Raw genomic sequence first — 23398 nt, forward strand, 5'->3', positions numbered from 1 at the left:
CCATCGATGAAGCTGAGCAGCAACGGCGGGCTTGACAAAAAGCCTTGAAAAGCCGCACGTCGCGCTTCCCGTTTTGTTCCGTTTTTTGCGAGTCAAAGCATGTCCGTTTCCGTTTCTCCGCTCGCGCCCAAAACGACCCCGACGCTGCCTCCCATCGAAGGTGTCCGGATCGCGACCGCGGCGGCGGGGATCCGCTACAAGAACCGCACCGACGTGTTGTACATGACGCTGGCCAAGGAAACGGCGGTGGCAGGCGTGTTCACACGCTCCAAATGCCCGTCGGCGCCCGTGGACTGGTGCCGGAAGAACCTGGACAAGGGAACGGCGCGCGCGCTCGTGGTCAATTCGGGCAACGCCAACGCCTTCACGGGCAAGAAGGGCGCGGAAGCCGTGAAGATGACCGCCGACATCGCGGCCAGCGCCGCTGGGTGTCGCGCCTCCCAGGTCTTCATCGCGTCCACGGGCGTGATCGGCGAGCCCCTTGACGCCACCAAGTTCAACCGGGTGCTGGAGACCTGCGAGAAAAACGCCAAGCCCGGGGCTTGGCTCGACGCCGCCAAGGCCATCATGACCACCGACACCTTCCCGAAGGTCGCGACCCGCACGGCGGTGATCGGCGGGGTCGAGGTCACCATCAACGGCATCGCCAAGGGCGCCGGCATGATCGCGCCCGACATGGCCACCATGCTGTCCTTCATCTTCACGGACGCGCCCATCGCGGCTCCCGTGCTCCAAGCGCTCCTGAAGAAGGGCGCCGACAAGAGCTTCAACTGCGTGACGGTGGACAGCGACACCTCCACGTCCGACACCCTCCTGTTCTTCGCCACGGCCGCCGCCGCCCGGCGGGGCGCGCCCGCGATCTCGCTGCCAAGCGACAGGCGCCTGAGGGAATTCCGGCAGGCTCTCGAAGAACTTCTGGTCGATCTCGCCCAGCAGGTCGCCCGTGATGGCGAAGGCGCGCGCAAATTCGTGACCGTGAAGGTGACGGGCGCCGCGGGTGCGACCTCGGCCAAGCGCATCGCCATGGCCATCGCCAACTCGCCCCTGGTAAAGACCGCCGTGGCGGGCGAGGACGCCAATTGGGGCCGTGTGGTGATGGCGGTCGGAAAGGCGGGCGAACCCGCCGAACGCGACAAGCTCGCCATATGGTTCGGCGATATCCGCGTCGCCGTGAAGGGCGCCCGCGATCCCGATTACGACGAGGCCCGGACCACGGCCTACATGCGGGGCGACGAGATCACGATCCGGGTCGATCTGGGACTTGGCCGGGGCGAAGCCCGCGCCTGGACCTGCGACCTCACCAAGGCCTATGTGGAGATCAACGGCGACTACCGGAGCTGAAGCTTCCGTAGCCGCGATCAGGGCACCACGGTGGCCTTGCGCCGGACGACCACGTTCATGGGCCCTCCATACTGATCCGTGCCGATATACGCATAGGCGAACTCGTCCGGACCGCTATAGCCGGGCTTGGCCGCGTAATAGACGCTGAGGTTTTCGACCTTCGCCCGCCCCACCTTCGGCGCCTGAAGGATTTTAACCTCTCTGACGGCGCCCGGAATGCCGTTGGGGTTGAAACGGCAGGCCGTGCCGGCGTTCACCGTGATGGCGCCTTCGGTTTCGGATAGGGGTCCGGAGAAGAAGACGGGCGATGACGTGCAGGCCGCGTTCGCGGCTTCGGACAGGCTGCAGGCGAGGATCAGCATTGCTCCCGCAACGGCGGACGGTTTCGGCATGGGATTCTTCCAACAACATCATATGTTATAAAGTTATAATGTTGATTTTCAATCGCCCGCCATCCCGTTGTTTTCACCTTTCATCTGTGGTGAATGAACCGCGACCATGACCACCTCGCCTTCCCTCAAGCTCACCCTCGTCGTCGCCGTCGCCCTCATCGACGCGGATAACCGCATTCTCCTGGCTCAGAGGCCGGAGGGGAAGCAGCTGGCGGGCCTGTGGGAGTTTCCCGGCGGCAAGGTCGAGCCCGGCGAGCGGCCCGAGGAAACCCTGATCCGCGAACTCCGGGAGGAACTGGGCATCGACGTGAAGGAGCCCTGCCTGGCGCCCCTCACCTTCGCGAGCCATGCCTACGAGACCTTTCACCTGCTCATGCCGCTCTACATCTGCCGCCGCTGGGAGGGGTTCGTGCAATCCCTGGAGGGGCAGGCGCTGAAATGGGTCAAGCCGGGGGATCTGAGAGGCTATCCCATGCCCCCCGCCGACGAGCCTCTGATCCCGTTCCTGACCGACCTGCTGGGTCCGTGACCCGTCCATCGATGCCCCCAGCCCCTTCATCCGCCTTGCCGGCGCCGACACCCGGCTTTCTCGTCACCCACTTGCTTGCCTGCTCGATTCTCTGGTCGAGCGGCCTTCTGTTCATCAAGCTGAGCACCGATCTCAATCCGTTCGTGATCGCGGCCATGCGCGGCCTTATCGGCGCGTCGCTCCTGACCGTGTGGTTCGCGTTCCGAGGCCGAAGCATCCTGCCCCAGCGGCATGAATGGCGCATATGGCTGTTTCTGGGTGCCTTCAACGGATGGGTTCCCAATGTGCTGGTCGGCTACGCCCTGACCCAGATGGGCACCGCGCCTGCCGCCATGATACAGGCCGCCAGTCCGTTGATCGTCACCCTGCTGTCGCATCTGCTGTTCGCGGACGAGAAGCTGACGCGCCGGCGCCTTCTGGGAGTCCTGCTCGGCTTCTCGGGGATGGGCATTCTCATCGGCCCGGCGGCGTTTCCGGCGAGCGGCATCAGTCCGACCGGGGCGGCGGCCATGCTCTGCGTCGCCGTGAGCTACGCCATCGCCAATGTCTATGTGCGCACCATCAAGGTGGCCGACCCGGCGCGCCTGGCGCTAGGCCAGCAATACGGCTCGGCGGTTCCCGCAACCGTGCTGGCGCTCGTTCTGTCGGGTCCGGCGGCTTTCGCGGCCGTCCCGTCGAACCTGCCGCCGCTTCTGGGCTTGGGCGCGGTGGCGACGGCGTTGCCGATCCTCATCTTCATGACGTTGATCCGCCGGGCCGGCCCGACACGCGCTTCGATGGTGGGGTACCTCATGCCCGTCTGGACGGCGGTGCTGGCCGTTCTGTTCCTGAACGAGACGCTGGGCGTCCGCGAGTTGCTCGGGGGCGCCGTCGTGCTGGGAGGGGTCGCGCTCGTGTCCCTGAGCGGCGCTGCCCGTCGGCAGGGCTGACAGCCATCAATCCGCGAATTCCTCGATCGCGTCGACCCTGTTGGGATAGAAGGCCACGTAACCCGCGATCTCCTTCACGCCCGGTTTCGGAGACTCGTAGCTCCAGACGGCGTTCTCGCGCACGAGTCCGCCCGCCGTCACCGTGTAATAGGAGGCATCGCCCTTGTACGGGCAATGGGTGGAATGATCGGTCTTCTCCAGCAGGTCCATCTGCACGTCATCGCGCGGGATATACGTCACCGGCGGCAGGGTCGCTTCCTTCAAGCTCAGCGACCGGGTGGTCTCGGCCACGATGAAGCCGCCCAGCACCACGCGGATGCGGTGAGGATTGGGCGTGATCGCAATGGGATGGTTCGTGTTCGGTGTTGCCATGGCCTTGGTCCTGTTGCGGCGCTCCCTTCAGATAAGGCGCGCGCCGCCCCGGCCCAAGAGCCGCATGACCCGACACCAGCGCGGCCCCATCTGGGTATGGTCCAAGCGCGAGCGTCGCTCGCCTCCCTCCTTTTAGCGCGAGCGCCGCTCGCCTGCCCTACTTTTCAGGCTCGGGCCCTTCCCGGACCCCGAGCGCGTCGGCCAGGCGCACCTTGGCCGAACCCGGCTGGAGCGGCTTCTGCTGGCTCTCGTGCGGGGACCAGCCGGACAGCCAGATCACCTCGAAGGTCGCCGGAATGCGCCCGTCCGGGTCGCCGAAGCGCTCCGCATAGATCTGGGCCGCCCGCAGGAGGGTCCCACGGCGGAGAGGCGTCTTCCGGCGATCCGCCAGGGCGTTCGTCAGGCCCATGCCCCGCAGGTCCCGCATGAGGTTGAAGGGGTTCGCGTAGCGCACGCGGACCACATCCGTGTCCGTGACCGGAAGCGCGAAACCCGCGCGCTGCAGCAGCGCCCCGAGATCGCGCACATCCACGAAGGGCGAGACCCTCGGACTGATCCCACCCTCGAGTTCCGATTCCGCCTGGGCGAAGGCCTGGCGCAGTTCGGTCAGGGTCGAGCCGCCGAGCAGAGCCGCCAGGAACAGCCCGTCGGGCTTCAGGGCGCGGCGAATCTGGATCAGGGTTCCGGGCAGATCGTTGACGCTTTGAAGGGACAGAAGCGACACCGCGAGATCGAAGGCGCCGGCCGAGAACGGCAGGCTCTCCTCGTCTCCCAGCACGGCGCCCTCCTCGGGCAGGCCCGACAGGCGGACGACCGACGCGGCCCGGCCGCTCCCGCGCAGGGCCTCGGCGACGGCGGCGGTCGGCGATCCCACGTCGAGGGCCGCCCCGAAGGTGCGCAACACGGCTCCCAAACGGTCCTCCAGATCCTCCACGAGGCGGGCGAGGAGGAAATCCGCGTAGCCCTGGCGGAGGGCGCGCTTGAGCCGGAGGCGGACGAGGGAACGGTCGAAGACGAGAGGCGCGGACATGGGGGTCCATATGGCCCGGAAAGCCAACCGCGCCAAGACGGTCAACGCGAATGGCGGTCTATCCCAATGCGCCGGGCCGCGCCGCGGGAGGCGCTCGCCAAGCGCAACAATGATGCTAATCTGACCCGATGCACCCTCTCGTCGTCCAACGCCTGAAGGCCTGCCTGGAGGGCATCGTCGGCCTGATCTACCCACCGGCCTGCATCGCCTGCCAGGCCGCCACGGGCGAGCCTCATACGCTCTGCGCCGCCTGCTGGGCCGGCATCCGGTTCATCGAGCGGCCCTTCTGCGAGAGGCTGGGAACGCCCTTCGCGGTCGATCTCGGGATCGCGCTCCTGTCGCCCGCGGCCATCGCCGAGCCGCCCGTCTTCGAGCGGGCCCGGGCCGTCGCGGCCTATGACGGCGCGGCCTCCGCCCTGGTCAGGCACCTGAAATACGGCGACCGGCTCGATCTGGCCCGCGCCATGGGCGCCATGATGACCCGCGCCGGGGCCGAGCTGTTGTCGCAAGCCGACGTGATCGTGCCCGTGCCCCTGCATCGCTGGCGCCTCTGGCGGCGGCGCTTCAACCAGGCCATGGCCCTGGCCGACATCGTCGCGAGGGGCAGTGGCGTCCCCTGCGATCCCTTCCTGCTCGCCCGAGTGAAGCCCACCCGGCAGCAGGTGGGCCTCACCAAGGCGCAGCGGCAGACGAACCTCCAGGGCGCTTTCCGCGTCCCCGAGGACGCAGGGGCGAGGCTCATGGGACGGCGCGTCCTCCTCGTGGACGACGTGCTCACCACGGGCTCCACCGGCAACGCGGCGGCCCGCGCTCTCCTGCGCGGCGGGGCCTCGGGCGTCGACATCCTGACCTTCGCCAGCGTGGTGACGGATGCCTGATCGTCCCTATATGTCTTCCATCGCCGTTTAGCCGCGTCTCGAGAGGATCCCATGTCCGACATCACGATCTACACCAAGAGCTGGTGCCCCTACTGCTCGGCTGCCAAGAAGCTCCTGACCGGCAAGGGCGCCGCCTTCACGGAGATCGACATCGAGAAGAAGCCCGAGGCCCGCGCCGAGATGGTCCAGAAGGCCGGCGGCCGCACCACCGTGCCGCAGATCTTCATCGGCTCCCGCCACGTGGGAGGCTGCGACGACCTTTACGCGCTGGATGACAAGGGCGAGCTGGAGCGGCTATTAGCTTGAGACAGCATCGACGCACGGAGCCTTCCATGACCGCCCCCCGCTTCACCGCCGCCTGCATCCAGATGTGCTCCGGACGCGATCCCTTGAAGAACCGGGACGACGCGGTGGCGATGGTGCGGCAGGCGGCCGGCCAGGGCGCCGACTTCATCCAGACCCCGGAGATGACCTCCCTCGTGTGCCGCGACAGGGCCGAGCTGTTCGGGAAGGTCGGCCCCGAGGAGACGGATCCGACCCTCGCGGCCCTGCGCGAGGCCGCCCGCCAGGAAGGCGTGATGGTCCATATCGGGTCGATCGCCGTGAAGGTGGGCGACAAGGTGGCCAACCGGGCCTTCGTGATCGACCGGGACGGCGAGATCGTCGCGTCCTACGACAAGGTGCACCTCTTCGACGTGGACCTGCCCAACGGCGAGAGCTGGCGCGAATCGGCCACCTATACGGGCGGCGACAAGGCCGTGCTGGCCCCGACCCCCTGGGGCCTGCTCGGCCTCACCATCTGCTACGACGTGCGGTTCGCGGCGCTCTACAAGGCGCTCGCGTCGGGCGGCGCGTCCTTCCTGTCGGCTCCGGCCTGCTTCACGAAACAGACCGGCGAGGCGCATTGGCACGTGCTGCACCGGGCGCGCGCCATCGAGACCGGGTCCTTCATGATCTCGGCCGCCCAGGCGGGCACCCACGAGGACGGGCGCGAGACCTTCGGGCATTCTGTCATCATCGATCCCTGGGGCCGGGTGCTGGCCGATGGCGGCACGGGCGTGGGAGTCGTGATGGCCGAGATCGACACCGGGCTGGTGGCCGATTCCCGGGGCCGGATTCCCACGCTCAAGAACGCCCGCCCGTTCACGGTGGAGGTCGCCTCCGCACCTGAACCGGCCAAGCAATCCGCCACGGCCTGACGGATTGTTGATCGGGACCCCACGAACCTGTAACCAGGGCGGAATGTCCGGCGCCTTGTGCCGAGCCCCCCACTCCCCATCTCGACACCCATGATAAAGTATGCCCTCGCCTGCGAGCAGGCCCATGCGTTCGAAAGCTGGTTTCCCTCGAGCGATGCGTATGAAGCGCAGCTCGCGCGCGGTCTCGTGACGTGCCCGGTCTGCCACTCGCCTCAGGTCGAGAAGCAGATCATGGCCCCCTCCATCGCCCGCATGGACAAGCCTCCCATGGCGGTCCCGGCCCAGCCCGTGGCGGCCATCTCCGACAAGGAGCGGGAGATCCGCTCCATGCTGCGCGCCATGCGCGACCATGTGGTGCAGAACGCCGAGAACGTGGGCCACGGCTTCGCCGAAGAGGCCCGCAAGATGCATTACGGCGAGGCCGAGCAGCGCTCCATCTACGGCGAGGCCGCGCCCGCCGAGGCCCGCGCCCTCGTCGAGGAGGGCATCGACGTTTTGCCGCTGCCCGTGATGCCGGACGACCGGAACTGATCAGCGCCGTCCCGTGTCCAGGATCAGCACGCGGATGTCGCGCGTGGGCGTGAAATCGGTCTTGCGCATCTCGAACCGGGTCGGAGAAACCTTTTTCACCCCTTCGCCGCAGAAGCTCACGAGGTTGTCGGGCGAGCCCTTGTCCACGGTGAGCGTGAACGACCGGATGGGCCCGGCCCAGTTGCCGCCCGTCACCAGGATGTAATCGATGAAGCGGGCCTGAGGCTCCGCGGGCTTGCGCCGCTCCCGCTCGGCCCAGCGTCGGGCGCCGCCAACGAAATCCGCATCGATGCAGACGCCCTCCTGGTCGAGGAACAGACCGGACGCGCTTTTGACCTTCGCCATGGAACCGAGATCGAGGACGGCCCCGCCGACGCTGGGCCTGTAGCGGTGCTCGACGAGCACGTCCGCACCCGCCGGGAAGGTCTGAGGCCAGTGGTAGGCCCCGGACAGGACCCAGGTGGGGATCACCTCGTCATCGGCGGCGGATTCGGGATCCCCCTCCAGCACGTCGACGATGCCCTGCTCCTCCAGACGCCTGCGCTGTTCCGCATCGAGCCGCTTCAGCCTGTCCAGCACGGGTTCCGCAAAGGGCTCGGCCGGCAGGCCCAATCCGGCGAGGGTCTGGGTCACGTCGATGCCGTTCGCGAGGGCCCGCTTGTCCAACCGGGCCGCCACCGGCCTTCCGTCGACCGTGACGGAGAAGCGCATGAGATCGTCCGGCGGACCGTCGGGATAGGCGACGGGCGAGAAGGGATTCGCCTTGATGTCCGGCATCGGAAACGCCACCGTCCCGCTCACGTCCTTGTCGGTCAGGTTGCGGAAGCGGTACCTGACCCGCACCTCGTCGATCGATAGAAACAGGTCCTCGGACAGCATTGCCACCGCGTCGGTGCGGCTGAAGGTCAGGCCGCCGGCGGCGAAATTCGCCATCGTGTCGTTGGCCAGGGCCGGGCCTGCGAGGAGAAGGAGTGCGGCCGTGAGGACACCAAGGCGCGGCATGACGATCGTCCCAAAGTTCGGCGGCTGCGGGGCATGATCGGGGTTAGACCGTTTCCGGCGGCTTTTCCAGATCCGTCTGCCGAAGCGCTCCTCTCGGTCGCGATCCCAGGCTGGTCCCGGAGGAGATGCGGCCCCATTTGGGATGCTACCTTCTCGAGACAAGCCATTGACCGTCTACTTCACCAGCGACACCCATTTCGGCGATCCGCGCGTCCTGCGCATCGACAAGCGACCGTTCAAATCCATTGCGGAGCATGACGAGGCGCTCATCGCGCGTTGGAACGAGACCGTGTCGCCCGATGACGAGGTTTGGCATCTGGGAGATTTCGCCCTCCACGTGGATGCGGGGCGCATCGACAGCCTTCTCGCCGTGCTCCATGGCCGCAAGCACCTGATCACGGGCAACAACGACGGAGCCGACACGCTCGCTGCAGGGGGATGGCAGAGCGTTCAGGCCTATGCGGAGATCCACCTGGACGGGAAGGCGCTCGTGCTCTGCCATTATGCCTTCCGGACCTGGAAGAACATGGGCCGGGGCTGGCTCGACCTCCATGGCCATTCCCACGGCCTGCTCAAGCGCCAGACGCGCCAATACGACGTGGGCGTGGACGTGTGGGATTTCCGGCCCGTCACCCTGGAGACGATCCTCGGCACCCGCCCGTCCGCGCGCCGGCCGGCGTTTCAGAGGCGGGACGCCAGCAGCATGTAGTTGACGGCCGTGTCCCGCGACAGGGACCAGGAGCCGCTCAGGGGGCTGTACACCACCCCTTGCAGGTCCGTCACGCCGAAGCCCGCCCCCCGGATCGCCCCCGTCAGTTCGTCGGGCGTGACGAACTTGTCCCATTGGTGGGTGCCCTTCGGCAGCCAGCCCAGCACGTACTCGGCCCCCACGATGGCGGTCGCGAAGGAGCGCAGGGTCCGGTTGAGGGTGGCCATCACGAGCACGCCGCCGGGCTTCACGGCCGCCGCGCAGGCCCCCACGAAAGCCTCCACGTCCGCCACGTGCTCCACCACCTCCATGGCCAGCACGATGTCGAAGGTCTCCGCCCGCTCCACCACGGCCTCGACGGTCTCGTTGCGGTAATCCACGGGAACGCCCGCGCGCTCCGCATGGAGCTTCGCCACCGCGATGTTGGTGGGGGCCGGATCGAGCCCCGTGACCCGGGCGCCGAGGCGTCCCAGGGGCTCGGACAGGACGCCGCCGCCGCAGCCCACGTCGAGGATCGTCAGGCCTTCCAGGGAGCGGGTCGAACGCGGGTCGCGGCCGAAGCGGCGGCAGGCCTCGTCCCGGATATACGCGAGGCGGACGGGGTTGAACCTGTGCAACACCTTCATGGGCCCGCGGGGGTCCCACCAGGTTTCGGCGATCCGCTCGAAGCGGGCGACCTCGTCCGGGTCGACGGTCGATGACGGGCCGGCACTCATGGCGAACTCCTCTTTAGGCCTTCTCCAAAGAAGGCGCGGGACCGTGTTCAAGCGTTGACAGCCTGAGGCCTCGCCGTCATGTATACGCGCCTTTTCGCGCCGCCAAGGGCGGCCCGAGGGGGCAGATCCCGTCCACGGTTCCTCTCCAGGTTTTTAACGGCTCCCCTCCCATGCCTCGTCTCGTCATGAAGTTCGGCGGTACCTCCGTCGCCACGGTTGAGCGCATCCGCAACGTGGCGCGGCACGTCAAACGCGAGGTCGAGGCCGGCTACGACGTGGCCGTGGTGGTCTCGGCCATGTCGGGTAAGACCAACGAGCTGGTGGGCTGGGTCAAGGAGGCGTCCAGCCTCTACGATTCCAAGGAATACGACGTGGTGGTCGCCTCCGGCGAGCAGGTCACGTCCGGCCTGCTCGCGCTCGCGCTCCAGGAAATGGGCGTGAAGGCCCGGTCCTGGCAGGGCTGGCAGATCCCCATCATGACCTCGGAGGCCCATGGTTCGGCCCGAATCGCCGCCATCGACGGTACGGGCATCGTCGGGGGCTTCACCAAGGATCGGGAAGTGGCCGTGGTGTCGGGTTTCCAGGGCGTCCACCAGCCCACGGGACGCATCACGACGCTCGGCCGGGGCGGCTCCGACACCAGCGCGGTGGCGCTCGCCGCCGCCATCCAGGCCGAGCGCTGCGACATCTACACCGACGTGGACGGGGTCTACACCACCGACCCGCGCATCGTGCCCAAGGCCCGCCGCCTGGACAAGGTCTCCTACGAGGAAATGCTGGAGATGGCGTCGCTCGGCGCCAAGGTGCTCCAGGTGCGCTCCGTCGAGCTCGCCATGATGCACCGGGTGCCCACCTACGTGCGCTCCAGCTTCGACGATCCCGCCGACCCGAAGCTCGGCACCCTCATCTGCGACGAGGAAGACATCATGGAACAGCAGGTAGTCACGGGCATCGCCTATTCCCGCGACGAAGCCCAGATCACGTTGCGGAATGTCTCGGACAAGCCCGGCATCGCGGCCTCGATCTTCGTGCCCCTGGCGGACGCCAACATCAACGTGGACATGATCATCCAGGTGGTGTCCGACGACACCACCACCACGGACATCACCTTCACGGTCCCGTCGGCCGAGTACGAGCGCGCCTGCGCGGTGCTCAACGAGCACAAGGCCGAGATCGAGTTCCGCGACCTCCAAGGCGCCACGGACGTGGTCAAAGTCTCGGCCATCGGGGTGGGGATGCGCAGCCATGCGGGCGTGGCCGCCAAGGCCTTCAAGGCCTTGGCCGAGAAGGGCATCAACATCCGGGCGATCACCACCTCGGAGATCAAGTTCTCGGTTCTGATCGACTCGGCCTACACGGAGCTTGCGGTGCGCACGCTCCACTCGCTATACGGCCTGGACCAGGCCTGATACGCCTCGCCCAGTTGTCCAAGCCATAACGGTTTGGCGCGATTGACGAGGGGCCGACCGGGCTGCGACACTCGAATGAAGGCCGGCGGGCTCAACCGCCGGTTACCAAGAACGGGATCCGTGAGTTCATGCCGAGCGCTCCCGGCGGTCCGCGTCTTCTGCTGCGCCGCCTCCGCGAGATCATGGCGGAGCCGGTCGGCGCCCAGGATCGCCTCGACAAAATCGTCGTTCTGATCGCGGCCAACATGGTGGCGGAGGTCTGCTCCGTCTACGTGCTGCGTGGCGATGGCGTGCTCGAGCTCTTCGCCACCGAGGGCCTCAACCGCGAGGCCGTCCACCAGACCACCATGCGGTCCGGCGAGGGTCTTGTCGGCCTCATCGCGTCCACGGCCGAGCCCCTGTCGCTCTCGGACGCCCAGAGCCACCCGTCCTTCTCGTACAAGCCGGAGACCGGCGAGGAGATCTACCACGCCTTCCTGGGCGTGCCGCTGCTGCGCGCCGGCAATACCCTGGGCGTCGTCGTGGTCCAGAACCGGACCTACCGGGTCTATACCGACGAGGAGATGGAAGCTCTCCAGGTCACCGCCATGGTGCTGGCCGAGATGGTCGCTACCGGCGAGCTCCAGGCGCTCGCGCCTCTCGAGACCGGATCGGCCCTGCGCCGCCCGCTCCATCAGCGCGGCGTGTCGCTGGCGGACGGCGTCGGCCTGGGCCACGTGGTGCTGCATGAGCCCCGGGTCGTGGTGAAGAACCTCATCGCCGAGAACATCGAGGCGGAGCTGAAGCGCCTCGACGAATCCATCGGTGACGTACGGGCCTGGATCGACGACCTGCTCGACCACGGCGACGTGGCCCATCACGGGGAGCACCGGGAGGTCCTGGAGACCTTCCGCATGTTCGCCCACGACCAGGGCTGGCTGAGACGCATGCGCGAGGCCGTGATCTCAGGCCTCACGGCGGAGGCCGCCGTGGAGCGCGTCCAGTCCGACAACCGGGCGCGCATGATGCGCCAGACCGACCCGTATCTTCGCGAACGCCTGCACGACCTCGACGATCTCGCCAACCGCCTGCTCAACCGTCTCGTGGGCCGGGATATGGCGGCCGAGCGCGGCTCCCTGCCGGACAACGCCATCATCGTGGCCCGGTCCATGGGTCCGGCCGCCCTCCTGGACTACGACCGCTCGCGCCTGCGCGGCCTCGTGCTGGAGGAGGGCGGGCCGACGAGCCACATCGCCATCGTGGCGCGGGCGCTCGGGATCCCGGCCGTGGGCGAGGTCGCCAACGCCACGGCGCTCACCGAGACCGGGGACGCCATCATCGTGGATGGCGCCACCGGCGACGTGCAGATCCGCCCGACCCCGGAGGTCGAGGCGTCCTATGCCGAGAAGGCGCGCCTGCGCGCCCGGCGCCAGGAGCAGTACCGCAAGCTCCGGGACGTGCCCTCCGTCACCAAGGACGGCCGGGCGGTCACGCTTCAGCTCAATGCGGGCCTCCTGGTCGACCTGCCCCATCTCGAGGAGACCGGGGCAGAGGGGATCGGGCTTTTCCGCACCGAATTGCAGTTCATGATCGCCGAGCGGATGCCCACCGCAGGCGAGCAGCAGAATCTTTATGCGTCCGTCTTCGCGGAAACCGGCGACCAGCCGGTCACCTTCAGGACCCTGGACATCGGCGGCGACAAGATCCTGCCCTACATGCAGTCCATCGAGGAGGAGAACCCGGCGCTCGGCTGGCGGGCGATCCGCATCGGCCTCGACCGGCCGGGCTTGCTTCGCATGCAGCTGCGCGCGCTTCTGAAGGCAGCGGCGGGGCGCCCCCTCAAGATCATGTTCCCCATGGTGGCGACCTGCGACGAGTTCATCCGCGCCAAGGAGATCGTGGAACGCGAGAAAGCCCATCTCGACCGCCACGGCCACCCCCTGCCCTCGGACCTGAAGCTCGGGGCCATGCTGGAGGTGCCCTCGCTCCTGTTCCAGATCGAGGAGATCTGCGCCGCCGCCGACTTCATCTCGGTGGGGTCCAACGACCTGATGCAGTTCCTCTTCGCCATCGACCGGGAGAACCGGCGGGTGGCCGACCGTTTCGACCCCTTGAGCGCTCCCATGCTGCGGGCCCTGAAGATGGTGGTCGACGCCGCCGACGGGGCCTGCTGCCAGGCGACGGTCTGCGGCGAGATCGGGGGCCGGCCCCTCGAGGCCATGGCCCTGATCGGCCTCGGATTCCGCTCGCTTTCCATGTCGCCGGCCTCCATCGGTCCCGTGAAGGCGATGCTGCTGAAGACGGACGCCGCCGCCGTCGGCGCCCTCATCCGCGAGGAGCTGCAACAGGCGGGGGGCGGCGATTCGCTGCGTCCGAAGCTGGCACGCTTCGCGAAAACCCATGGTATTCCCGTCTGATGTCCATCGCTCCGCCCGCCGACCGCCTGAACGCCATCCTGGCCCGCCATGACATCGTGACGGCCACCCTGAACGCCGCACCCGACGGGGACACCATCGTGGCCCTGTCGCGGGAGCTCTCCGAGCTCGACGGGGTCGTGGACGCCATCCGGGCCTACAGGGCCATGGAGGAGAACCTCCAGGGGCTGCAGGCCATGCTGGAGGATTCCGACCCGGAGATGCGGGCGCTCGCCCACGAGGAGGTGCCCGGGGCCCGCGAGGACCTCGACCGGGCCGCCCAGGCCCTGCGGCTGATGCTCCTGCCCAAGGACGAGGCGGACGAGAAGAGCGCCATCCTGGAAATCCGCGCGGGCACCGGAGGCGACGAGGCCGCGCTTTTCGCGGGCGACCTGCTGCGCATGTATACCCGCTACGCCGACCTGAAAGGCTGGAAGGTGGAAGTCGTGTCCGAGAGCGAGGGCACGGCGGGCGGCTACAAGGAAGTGGTGGCCGAGGTGAAGGGTCGCGGCGTGTTCGCGCGCCTGAAATTCGAGAGCGGTGTTCACCGGGTCCAACGGGTGCCCGACACGGAAACGCAAGGCCGCATCCATACCTCGGCGGCCACCGTGGCGGTCCTGCCTGAGGCCGAGGACGTGGACATCGCCATCAACGATGCCGACCTGAAGATCGACACCATGCGGGCGCAGGGCGCAGGCGGCCAGCACGTGAACAAGACCGAATCGGCCATCCGCATCACCCATCTTCCCACCGGCACGGTGGTGTTCGTCCAGGACGAGCGCTCCCAGCACAAGAACCGGGCCCGGGCCCTGTCGCTTCTACGGGCTCGCCTCTACGACGCCGAGCGCACCGCCAAGGACGCGGCGCGCGCCGCAGACCGCAAGTCCCAGGTGGGCTCCGGCGACCGCTCCGAGCGCATCCGCACCTACAATTTCCCGCAAGGGCGCGTCACCGACCACCGCATCAACCTCACCCTCTACAAACTGGAGGAGGTGATCGCCGGCAACGCCCTGGACGAATTGATCGACGCCCTGATCACGGACCACCAGGCCTCCCTCCTGGCGGACCAGGAAGCGGCGTAGGGGGCTTCGGTCCATGAGTTCCGAAGCTGATACAAATTCTGCCGACCGCTCACCCAGTCGCCCTACCCCCACCCCGGTCGCTGCGCGACTCGACTCTCCGCTCAAGGGGGAGGGCACACGGGCCGGTCATCTTCTGGATACCCGTCGGATCCTGTCTGAGGCCGGGATCGAAACCGCCGCGCTCGATGCGCGGCTGCTGCTGCTCCATGCGCTCGGAATCGGCGCGACCGAACTGGTCATGCGGCCCGACGAGCCGGTGACCCCGGCGCAGGGATCCGCCCTCGCGGCCCTGACGGCCCGGCGGCTCACCCATGAGCCAATGGCCCGGATCCTGGGGGAGCGGGAGTTCTGGGGCCTGCCCTTCCGGCTGTCGCCCGAGACCCTCGTGCCGCGCCCGGATACCGAAACCGTCGTGGCGACGGCCCTCGAGCTCTTCCCCGAATGGGACCGCCCCCTCCGGATCGTCGATCTCGGCACGGGCTCCGGGTGCATTCTGGTCTCGTTGCTCCACGAGAGGCCGAGGTCTCATGGCGTGGGCGTCGACCTGTCCCCCGGCGCCCTGAGAACCGCCCGGCGCAATGCGGTGCTCAACGGGGTCGGGGACCAGGCCCGCTTCCTGGCGTCGAACTGGGCCGATGCGGTGTCGGGCACCTTCGACCTGGTGGTCTCGAACCCGCCCTACATCGCCTCCGCCGTGGTCGAGACCCTGGACGCCGAGGTGCGGCACCACGACCCCCGCCTGGCGCTCGACGGAGGCCCGGACGGCCTGGAGCCGTACAGGATCCTGTTTCGGGAGGCGCCCCGCCTCCTCAAGGCCGGTGGCGCCATGGTGCTGGAGATCGGCTACGATCAGGCGGAGGCCATATCCCGCCTCGCCGGGGCGGCAGGCCTTGAAATCGTCGCCCTGCGGCACGATCTAGGGGGAAATCCCCGGTGCGTCGCCGTGAAAGCGACATGATCTCATGGGAACAGGCTTCATCCCCGTGAAGCTGGCAGAGATGCTGAAATATCGCTTGTTGGACCGGACGGAAACCGCTAGATTCGGCTTCAGAGATCGTCTTCGGTCAAACAAATCGGCAAAGCCCAGTTGAGGAGCAAGCCGCGGAAGACCAAACGATATCCATCGCGCAGGCAGGGGCACTGAACAGCCGGGCGCGATCACCAGAATCCGAAACTGAAGAACGGCCAAGCTCTCTCTAGACATGGCCGAGCGACAGACGGTTAGCCACGCGAACGGTGGGTGATAACACCCGTTCGGCGAACGAGATTGGCTTTGAATCGCGTGGGCACGAAGAACCAGCGAGGGTCGTAGACCAGAATGAGACCAGGACAGAACAGGCGTATGCGCGGCCGTAACAACAACCGCGGCAACAACAAGGGGCCCAATCCCCTGACGCGGAGCTACGAGTCGAACGGCCCGGACGTGAAGATCCGCGGCACGGCTCAGCATATCGCCGAGAAGTACAGCCAGCTGGCCCGCGACGCGACGGCCAGTGGCGATCCCGTGGCGGCGGAGAACTATTTCCAGCACGCCGAGCACTATTTCCGCATCATCGCGACCGCCCAGGAGCAGCTGCGCGAGCAGTACGGCTACCAGCAGCGCTTCGACGACGAGGGTGACGAGGAAGGCTTCCCGGGCGGCGACCGCCAGGATTTCGGCAACGGCGACGAGGTCGATCCGGGCCAGCAGCCGCAGCCCTTCGAGCAGCGATCCGAGGGCGAGCGCCAGCCTCGCTTCGATCGCAACGAGCGCTTCAACCGCGACCGCCAGGATCGGCCGGAGCGCGGAGACCGTCAGGACCGGGGGGAGCGCCGCGAGCGCTTCAACAACCGGGACCGTGCCCCGCGCCAGGACTATCAGCGCCAGGACCAGCCGCGCGCGGAGTTCGGCTCCGACGACCAGCCGCGCCAGGATCGTCCCGCCCGCTTCGATCGCCAGGAGCGGGGTGAGCGCCAGGAGCGTAGCGAACGCCCGGATCGTGGAGAGCGCCAAGATCGCGTCGAGCGCCAAGAGCGCGGCGAGCGCAGCGAGTTCCGCCGGGACCGTCGGCCGCGTCACGAGGACGAGAGCGCCGAGACCGGCAGCCTGCCGGCGTTCCTGACGAACCCGGTTCGCCAGCCCATCCCGGTCGAGAGCGAGCCGGCCCCGGCCGAGGCACAGTTCAAGGGCTTCGAGAGCGCGGAGGGACCTGCCCCGGTGAAGACCCGCCGTCCCCGCCGTACGCGGCGCGAGATGGAAGAGGCCCGTGCAGCCGAAGCTGCCGCCAAGGGCATCGAGACCCCGGCCGCCGAGTAGGCGAGTGCGCCGTTCGAGACGAGGGAGGGCTCCGGCCCTCCCTTTTTTATGGGCTCAGTCCAGAACCGAGAGGCTGTCGTCCTCCTTGAGGGCACCACCCTCCAGCACCTCGGCATAGATGCCGCAATCGAAGTGTCCGTAGGCCTGCATGAGCGCCTTGGGGATCTGCATGTCCCGCATGCCCGAGACCGGATCCACGTTCGTGGCGGCGCAGCGTTCGATCCGTTTCGTCACCTTGAGCCGAGCGCCGGATGGCGCCGCCAGTACCTTGCCGACGAGGTCGAACTCGGCCCACGGGGCCAGGCCGTTCACGTAGACATTGCCTCGGAAGCGCAGGGGGTCGATGCCGGACCCGACCGCATCTTCCAGATCCGACACGCTGGCCAGATTGATCAGTGACACGTAACCGCGACGCGAATCCGTGAACCGGAAGCCTTCGGGCGCCGTCAGCACCTTTGGGGGCCCGCGCAACTCGCCGGGCATGTAGCGGCGAAAGAACGCCTCGATGGCCAATCGCCCCTCGGGAGAGGACAGGTCGCCCCGCACCGCCTCGCGCCCGCCCTCCTCGACGGTCAAGAACCCGCTGTCGTCGTGGTACCGGGTGGTCAGCCGCGCCAAACTCTCGTTGCGCATGAGCATGAGGAACTTGATCTTGGGCTGGTGAACCGGCTCGGCTGGATCGAAGCCCGATGGCCCGTTTTCCACGGCAAAGAGCCGGTCGCCCGGGAAATACTGTCCTTGCGTCAGCCTGACGGATCCCAAGGCCTCCGGGGAAAGGCCCTTGACGGGATAGCGGTAGAGGGAGGCGATGCGGATGCTCATCCCCTACCGATAGAAGCCTTCCGGGCGTGGAATCAAGACATGAAAAAGCCCGCGCGAGGCGGGCTCCTTCCGTGGCTTATTGCAAGGCTCAGGAGGCGTCGCCCGCGCGACCTCCGGCACTCCGGCCCATCTGAGTCGTGAAGTTCGTCTCACGGGCGCGGCCGGGATCCGCCTGCCCCGTCTTGGCCTGCATGCCCTCGTGAGCGGTGCGGTGAGGCGGAACAGGCGTGTGCTCGTCGTGCTCCTGCTTCATGCGCAACGCCTTTTCGGCATTGGATCTCAACTCCGCATTGGCGGCCTTGGCTTTCTCGGCCCGACGCTTGCCAGGCGCCATCTTCGAAATCATGTCTGAAAAACCCATGTGAGTATCCTCTGCCTTATTCCTTGGCCCGCGAGAGCACGTCTTCGTCATCGCCTCGACGCACGGGAGGCGCGGGAACCTCGCCGGGGCGGACGGGGATGTCCTCGGACGTGAGGTCGGTGCCGGTCGAATCGCCGATCTCCCGATCGCGACCGCCCGCCTCCACGCCGTCCGTGCCGGTACGGGCCTGGTCGTCCTCGGTCAGGTAGGCCCGGTCGGAATGATCGCCGAAGGTTTGTGGTGTGACCGAGGGCCGGCTCTCGACCGGGCTCTCCGGCACGGCCATGCCGAGTTCGGAGTTGCGCGCCAGATCGGCCCGGGCCTTCTCGGCCTCCGTGCGCGGATCGTGTGTGTTGCCCATCGGGGATGGTCTCCTCACCTGTTGGGGGTCAATGCCCTGGAAAAGGTGCGGTTCCCTGGCGTTTCACCTCTTGTTGTGGCGGATGAGCAACACTACCTTGACCCTAGCGGGTGCTCCCACGGGGAGGCCCGACATCGCAGGGTCGGCTCGTGCCTCAGGGAGGGCGGGCGGGCCCGAGAGGGGATGAACACATGAATTTCGAAAAATACACCGAGCGTGCGCGCGGCTTCGTGCAGGCGGCCCAGAACCTCGCCATGCGCGAGGGTCATCCGCAACTGTCGCCCGGCCACCTGCTGAAGGTGCTGCTCGACGATCCCGAAGGCCTGTGCGCCGGTCTCATCGACCGGGCGGGCGGCCGCTCCCGCGACGCGCATGCGGCGGTCGAGCAATGGCTCGCCAAGCAGCCCAAGGTCTCTGGCTCCGCGGCGCAGCCCCAGGCCACTCGCGACCTGATGCGCTTCTTCGACAACGCCGAGAAGGCGGCCGAAAAGGCGGGCGATTCCTACGTGACCGTCGAGCGGATGCTGCTGGCGCTCGCCATGGAGAAGGACAGCGACGCGGGCAAGATTCTGGCCCAGGCCGGCGTGACGCCGCAGGGCTTGAACGCGGCCATCAACGCGCTGCGCAAGGGCCGCACCGCCGACAACGCGACGGCCGAAAACGCCTATGACGCGCTGAAGAAATACGCCCGCGACCTGACCGAAGCCGCACGCGACGGCAAGCTCGACCCGGTGATCGGCCGCGACGAGGAGATCCGCCGCACGATCCAGGTCCTGTCCCGGCGCACCAAGAACAACCCGGTGCTCATCGGCGAGCCCGGCGTCGGCAAGACCGCCATCGTGGAAGGCCTGGCGCTGCGCATCGTCAACGGCGACGTGCCCGAATCCTTGAAGGACAAGCAGCTTCTCGCCCTCGACATGGGCGCGCTCATCGCCGGCGCGAAGTATCGCGGCGAGTTCGAGGAGCGCCTCAAGGCGGTCCTGAACGAGGTGACGGCGGCCGAGGGCGGCATCATCCTGTTCATCGACGAGATGCACACGCTGGTCGGCGCAGGCAAGGCCGACGGCGCCATGGACGCATCGAACCTCCTGAAACCCGCGCTGGCCCGCGGCGAGCTGCACTGCGTCGGCGCGACCACGCTCGACGAGTACCGCAAGCACGTGGAGAAGGACGCCGCGCTCGCCCGTCGCTTCCAGCCCGTTTTCGTGAGCGAGCCCACCGTGGAAGATACGGTGTCGATCCTGCGCGGCATCAAGGAGAAGTACGAGCAGCATCATGGGGTGCGCATCGCGGATTCGGCACTGGTCGCCGCCGCCACCCTGTCGAACCGCTACATCACCGACCGCTTCCTGCCGGACAAGGCCATCGACCTGGTGGACGAGGCGGCCTCGCGCCTGCGCATGCAGGTGGACTCGAAGCCCGAGGAGCTCGACTCCATCGACCGCGAGATCGTGCGCCTGAAGATCGAGGCCGAAGCGCTGAAGAAGGAAACCGATTCCGCCTCCAAGGACCGGCTCGGCCGCCTGGAGAAGGAGCTCGCCGATCTCGAGGAGCGCTCCTCCGTCATCACCACCCGTTGGAAGGCCGAGAAGGACAAGCTCGGCCGCGCCGCGGAGCTGAAGAAGAAGCTGGAGGATGCCCGCAACGAACTCGCGGCGGCGCAGCGCCAGGGCCAGTACCAGCGCGCCGGCGAGCTGGCCTATGGCCAGATCCCCGAGCTGGAAAAGGAGCTGTCGGAAACGGAAGCGGCCGAGAACGGCGGCGGCATGATGGAGGAGGCGGTGACGCCCGACCACGTGGCGCAGGTGGTCTCCCGCTGGACCGGCGTGAACGTCGAGAAGATGCTCGAGGGCGAGCGCGAGAAGCTGCTTCAGATGGAGCAGGAGATCGGCCGCCGCGTCATCGGCCAGCGCGAGGCGGTCGAGGCCGTCTCCACCGCCGTGCGCCGGGCGCGCGCGGGACTGCAGGACCCGAACCGGCCCATGGGGTCGTTCATGTTCCTCGGGCCGACAGGCGTCGGCAAGACGGAGCTCACCAAGGCGCTCGCGGGCTTCCTGTTCGACGACGACACCGCGCTCGTGCGCCTCGACATGTCGGAATACATGGAGAAGCACTCGGTCGCCCGCCTCATCGGCGCGCCTCCGGGCTATGTCGGCTACGAGGAAGGCGGCGCCCTGACCGAAGCCGTGCGGCGCAGGCCCTACCAGGTCGTGCTGTTCGACGAGATCGAGAAGGCGCATCCGGACGTGTTCAACGTCCTGCTGCAAGTGCTCGACGACGGACGCCTCACGGACGGGCAAGGCCGCACCGTGGACTTCCGCAACACGCTCATCATCATGACGTCGAACCTGGGCTCCGAGTATCTCGTGAACCAGCCCGACGGCCAGGATACGGACGTGGTGCGCGACGAGGTGATGGGCGTGGTGCGCGCGCATTTCCGGCCTGAATTCCTCAACCGCGTGGATGAGATCATCCTGTTCCACCGGCTGAAGCGGTCCGAGATGGGCGCCATCGTGGACATCCAGATCGGTCGCCTGCAGAAGCTCCTGGAGGATCGCAAGATCACCCTCGACGTGGAGCCCGAGGCCCGCGACTGGCTCGCCGACAAGGGTTACGACCCCGCCTACGGGGCGCGTCCCCTGAAGCGCGTGATCCAGAAGAACGTACAGGACCCGCTGGCCGAGGCGATCCTGGCTGGCGACATCCACGACGGCGAGACCGTGCCGGTGCGCGCGGGCCCGCTCGGCCTGACCCTGGGCGACATCGCGGTCACCAAGGCCGAGAAGCGCCCGGCGGGCGTGCCGCTGAACTAAGTCGGTTTGTTGAAGATAGCAAAAGGCCGGGAGCGATCCCGGCCTTTCTGTTGGGTGCGGTTTCTCCCTCCTCCTTGTGGGGAGAGTCGAGTCGCGTCAGCGACCGGGGTGGGGGTGTGAGCACCAGTCCTTGATGGGTCCGGAGCCCACACCCCCACCTCCAACTCCTCCCCATCGCAACTCGGATGTTTCCAACTTGCGCACCTGGAAGCGCATATCGGACAAGCCCGATATCCGTGGGGAGGAGAGCAGGTTGTGGCCGTCAACAATGAGCCGCAGTCACCAAACCTCGCCCCCGGCCCCCTCCCATGATAAGGCCGCCGCAAACTCCCTCAGGCCCGAAGATCCATGATTCGTCTCGAAAACGTCAGCAAGCAGAACAGCCACCGCATCCTGTTCATCGAAGCCTCCGCAACCCTCCAGAAGGGCGAGAAGGCGGGGCTCGTGGGGCCCAACGGCGCGGGCAAGACGACCCTGTTCCGGCTGATCAACCGGGAGGAGGAGCCCGACGAGGGGCAGGTCTCGGTCGATCGCGGCATCACCATCGGGTATTTCAACCAGGATGTGGGCGAGATGGCGGGGCGCAGCGCCGTGGCGGAGGTCATGGAGGGCGCCGGTCCGGTGAGCGCGGTCGCGGCGGAGCTGAAGGAGTTGGAGGCCGCCATGGTTGATCCCGACCGCATGGACGAGATGGACGCGATCCTCGAGCGCTACGGCGAGGTGCAGGCGCGCTACGAGGAGCTCGACGGCTATTCCCTCGACAGCCGGGCGCGCGAGGTTCTGGCGGGCCTCGGCTTCAGCCAGGAGACCATGGACGGCGACGTGGGCGCGCTCTCGGGCGGCTGGAAGATGCGCGTGGCGCTCGGCCGCATCCTGCTCATGCGCCCGGACGCGATGCTGCTCGACGAGCCGAGCAACCACCTGGACCTGGAGAGCCTGATCTGGCTCGAAGAGTTCCTGAAGGGCTACGAGGGCGCGCTGCTCATGACCTCGCACGACCGCGCCTTCATGAACCGCATCGTCAACAAGATCGTGGAGATCGACGGCGGCACGCTCACCACCTATTCGGGCGATTACGAATTCTACGAAGCCCAGCGCGCCATGAACGAGCAGCAGCAGCAGGCGCAGTACGAGCGCCAGCAGGCGATGCTGGCCAAGGAGATCAAGTTCATCGAACGCTTCAAGGCCCGCGCGTCCCATGCCGCGCAGGTGCAGAGCCGCGTCAAGAAGCTCGACAAGATCGAGCGCGTCGAGCCGCCCAAGCGCCGCCAATCGGTGGCCTTCGACTTCCTGCCCGCGCCGCGCTCCGGCGAGGACGTGGTGCACCTCAAGAAGGTGCACAAGCGCTACGGCAGCCGCAGCATCTACGAGGGCCTGGACTTCTCCGTGCGACGCAAGGAGCGCTGGGCCGTGATGGGCGTCAACGGCGCGGGCAAGTCCACCCTGCTCAAGCTGGTGGCCGGGACCACCGCGCCGGACGACGGAACGGTCGCGGTCGGCGGCAGCGTGAAGATGGGCTATTTCGCCCAGCACGCCATGGAGGTGCTGGAGGGCGACCGCACGGTGTTCCAGTTCCTGGAGGATTCGTTCCCGCAGGCCGGCCAGGGTTCGCTGCGCACGCTGGCGGGCTGTTTCGGGTTCTCGGGCGACGACGCGGAGAAGAAGTGCCGGGTGCTCTCGGGCGGCGAGAAGGCGCGCCTCGTCATGGCCAAGATGCTCTACGATCCGCCGAACTTCCTGGTGCTCGACGAGCCCACGAACCATCTCGACATCGCCACCAAGGAAATGCTCATCGACGCGCTCGCGCGCTACGAGGGCACGATGCTGTTCGTCTCCCACGACCGCCACTTCCTGGCGGCGCTCTCCAACCGCGTGCTCGAACTGACCCCGGAGGGCATCCATCAATACGGCGGCGGCTACACGGAATACGTGGCGCGCACCGGCCAGGAGGCGCCGGGCCTGCGGCACTAGGCGGCCGTCGCCTGCCCTCACGATGTGGGAGAGGCCACATCTGCGGCGGTTTCCTTTCCCCCAAGGGGGCTGTCAGGGAATGGAGATTGGGTTGAACGACCGGGTGGGCGCAGCCTTCAGCTCTCACCGCCGTCATGGCCGGGCTTGACCCGGCCACCCACGTCTTGAGACGCGGGTGCGTGGATACCCGGCTCAAGGCCGGGCATGACGGGAGAGGGGTCTGCGTCTGAGGGACCGATTGCGTGCTCCGACTTTTCAACGC

The 23398-nt window shown here is 67.5% G+C and carries 23 protein-coding genes; 15 read left to right on the forward strand and 8 right to left on the reverse strand.

The window, feature by feature from the left end:
• The first annotated feature begins 99 nt into the window (after positions 1–99).
• On the forward strand, positions 100–1341 hold the full coding sequence (gene argJ, locus ILT42_RS05260) for a bifunctional glutamate N-acetyltransferase/amino-acid acetyltransferase ArgJ (protein ID WP_204214263.1): 1242 nt from the start codon (positions 100–102) through the stop codon (positions 1339–1341).
• A 17-nt stretch (positions 1342–1358) separates the two neighbouring features.
• On the opposite strand, the gene ILT42_RS05265 is transcribed toward argJ, so the two are convergent.
• A complete protein-coding gene (locus ILT42_RS05265) occupies positions 1359–1733 on the reverse strand; it encodes a hypothetical protein (protein WP_204214264.1) in 375 nt (124 codons plus the stop codon).
• A gap of 106 nt (positions 1734–1839) precedes the next feature.
• Here ILT42_RS05265 and ILT42_RS05270 point away from each other — a divergent pair, with 106 nt between their 5' ends.
• On the forward strand, positions 1840–2262 hold the full coding sequence (locus tag ILT42_RS05270; RefSeq protein ID WP_204214265.1) for a (deoxy)nucleoside triphosphate pyrophosphohydrolase: 423 nt from the start codon (positions 1840–1842) through the stop codon (positions 2260–2262).
• Positions 2263–2273: 11 nt separating this feature from the next.
• Positions 2274–3191: a DMT family transporter gene (locus ILT42_RS05275; protein ID WP_204214266.1), complete on the forward strand. Its 918-nt coding sequence runs from the start codon at positions 2274–2276 to the stop codon at positions 3189–3191.
• 6 nt (positions 3192–3197) lie between these two features.
• On the opposite strand, the gene ILT42_RS05280 is transcribed toward ILT42_RS05275, so the two are convergent.
• Both ILT42_RS05280 and ILT42_RS05285 read right to left on the reverse strand, forming a co-directional pair.
• Positions 3198–3563 carry a DUF427 domain-containing protein gene (locus ILT42_RS05280; RefSeq protein ID WP_204214267.1) on the reverse strand — a complete coding sequence of 122 codons (366 nt, stop codon included), beginning with the start codon at positions 3561–3563 and terminating at the stop codon, positions 3198–3200.
• 157 nt (positions 3564–3720) lie between these two features.
• Positions 3721–4593, reverse strand: a complete 873-nt coding sequence (locus ILT42_RS05285) for a methyltransferase domain-containing protein (RefSeq protein ID WP_204214268.1) — start codon at positions 4591–4593, stop codon at positions 3721–3723.
• Positions 4594–4721: 128 nt separating this feature from the next.
• On the opposite strand from ILT42_RS05285, the gene ILT42_RS05290 reads away from it, so the two are divergent.
• From ILT42_RS05290 to ILT42_RS05305, 4 genes are all read left to right on the forward strand, one after another.
• On the forward strand, positions 4722–5471 hold the full coding sequence (locus ILT42_RS05290; RefSeq protein WP_204214269.1) for a ComF family protein: 750 nt from the start codon (positions 4722–4724) through the stop codon (positions 5469–5471).
• A 51-nt stretch (positions 5472–5522) separates the two neighbouring features.
• Positions 5523–5777 carry a glutaredoxin 3 gene (grxC, locus tag ILT42_RS05295; RefSeq protein WP_204214270.1) on the forward strand — a complete coding sequence of 85 codons (255 nt, stop codon included), beginning with the start codon at positions 5523–5525 and terminating at the stop codon, positions 5775–5777.
• A 26-nt stretch (positions 5778–5803) separates the two neighbouring features.
• Positions 5804–6670, forward strand: coding sequence for a carbon-nitrogen hydrolase family protein (locus tag ILT42_RS05300; RefSeq protein ID WP_204214271.1), 867 nt, complete (start codon positions 5804–5806; stop codon positions 6668–6670).
• A gap of 90 nt (positions 6671–6760) precedes the next feature.
• Entirely contained in the window at positions 6761–7201 is a 441-nt protein-coding gene (locus tag ILT42_RS05305) for a DUF1178 family protein (RefSeq protein WP_204214272.1), read from the forward strand.
• Here the strand turns inward: ILT42_RS05305 and ILT42_RS05310 are convergent, their stop codons facing one another.
• Positions 7202–8203 carry a DUF4424 domain-containing protein gene (locus ILT42_RS05310; RefSeq protein ID WP_204214273.1) on the reverse strand — a complete coding sequence of 334 codons (1002 nt, stop codon included), beginning with the start codon at positions 8201–8203 and terminating at the stop codon, positions 7202–7204. It abuts the gene before it with no gap.
• Positions 8204–8369: 166 nt separating this feature from the next.
• Between ILT42_RS05310 and ILT42_RS05315 the strand changes: the two genes are divergently transcribed.
• On the forward strand, positions 8370–8912 hold the full coding sequence (locus ILT42_RS05315) for a metallophosphoesterase family protein (RefSeq protein WP_204214274.1): 543 nt from the start codon (positions 8370–8372) through the stop codon (positions 8910–8912).
• Here ILT42_RS05315 and ubiG read toward each other — a convergent pair.
• A complete protein-coding gene (ubiG, locus tag ILT42_RS05320; protein ID WP_204214275.1) occupies positions 8885–9628 on the reverse strand; it encodes a bifunctional 2-polyprenyl-6-hydroxyphenol methylase/3-demethylubiquinol 3-O-methyltransferase UbiG in 744 nt (247 codons plus the stop codon). The two genes, ILT42_RS05315 and ubiG, sit on opposite strands and share 28 nt — an antisense overlap.
• A 170-nt stretch (positions 9629–9798) precedes the next feature.
• On the opposite strand from ubiG, the gene ILT42_RS05325 reads away from it, so the two are divergent.
• The 5 genes from ILT42_RS05325 (at position 9799) to ILT42_RS05345 (ending at position 16808) form a co-directional block, all read left to right on the forward strand.
• On the forward strand, positions 9799–11037 hold the full coding sequence (locus ILT42_RS05325; RefSeq protein ID WP_204214276.1) for an aspartate kinase: 1239 nt from the start codon (positions 9799–9801) through the stop codon (positions 11035–11037).
• Positions 11038–11165: 128 nt separating this feature from the next.
• Positions 11166–13433, forward strand: coding sequence for a phosphoenolpyruvate--protein phosphotransferase (gene ptsP / locus ILT42_RS05330; RefSeq protein ID WP_204214277.1), 2268 nt, complete (start codon positions 11166–11168; stop codon positions 13431–13433).
• On the forward strand, positions 13433–14512 hold the full coding sequence (gene prfA, locus ILT42_RS05335) for a peptide chain release factor 1 (protein WP_204214278.1): 1080 nt from the start codon (positions 13433–13435) through the stop codon (positions 14510–14512). The genes ptsP and prfA overlap by 1 nt, the downstream gene beginning before the upstream one ends.
• Before the next feature lie 13 nt (positions 14513–14525).
• Positions 14526–15470, forward strand: a complete 945-nt coding sequence (gene prmC, locus ILT42_RS05340; protein WP_204214279.1) for a peptide chain release factor N(5)-glutamine methyltransferase — start codon at positions 14526–14528, stop codon at positions 15468–15470.
• A gap of 384 nt (positions 15471–15854) precedes the next feature.
• The gene (locus tag ILT42_RS05345) at positions 15855–16808 is read left to right on the forward strand and encodes a DUF4167 domain-containing protein (protein ID WP_204214280.1); all 954 of its coding nucleotides are present in this window, start codon (positions 15855–15857) and stop codon (positions 16806–16808) included.
• A gap of 54 nt (positions 16809–16862) precedes the next feature.
• On the opposite strand, the gene ILT42_RS05350 is transcribed toward ILT42_RS05345, so the two are convergent.
• The 3 genes from ILT42_RS05350 to ILT42_RS05360 all read right to left on the reverse strand — a co-directional run bounded on the left by ILT42_RS05350 (position 16863) and on the right by ILT42_RS05360 (position 18352).
• Positions 16863–17630: an MOSC domain-containing protein gene (locus ILT42_RS05350; RefSeq protein ID WP_204214281.1), complete on the reverse strand. Its 768-nt coding sequence runs from the start codon at positions 17628–17630 to the stop codon at positions 16863–16865.
• A gap of 88 nt (positions 17631–17718) precedes the next feature.
• Positions 17719–17991 (reverse strand): hypothetical protein, encoded by a 273-nt coding sequence (locus ILT42_RS05355; protein WP_204214282.1) that lies wholly within the window; start codon positions 17989–17991, stop codon positions 17719–17721.
• Between the two features lie 16 nt (positions 17992–18007).
• Positions 18008–18352 carry a hypothetical protein gene (locus ILT42_RS05360; RefSeq protein ID WP_204214283.1) on the reverse strand — a complete coding sequence of 115 codons (345 nt, stop codon included), beginning with the start codon at positions 18350–18352 and terminating at the stop codon, positions 18008–18010.
• 191 nt (positions 18353–18543) lie between these two features.
• Between ILT42_RS05360 and clpB the strand changes: the two genes are divergently transcribed.
• Complete coding sequence (gene clpB, locus ILT42_RS05365; RefSeq protein ID WP_204214284.1) at positions 18544–21165, forward strand: ATP-dependent chaperone ClpB; 2622 nt, start codon at positions 18544–18546, stop codon at positions 21163–21165.
• 348 nt (positions 21166–21513) lie between these two features.
• Positions 21514–23136, forward strand: a complete 1623-nt coding sequence (locus ILT42_RS05370) for an ABC-F family ATP-binding cassette domain-containing protein (protein ID WP_204214285.1) — start codon at positions 21514–21516, stop codon at positions 23134–23136.
• Positions 23137–23398: the final 262 nt, after the last annotated feature.

Source organism: Microvirga pudoricolor (assembly GCF_016892705.1).
GTDB lineage: Bacteria > Pseudomonadota > Alphaproteobacteria > Rhizobiales > Beijerinckiaceae > Microvirga > Microvirga pudoricolor.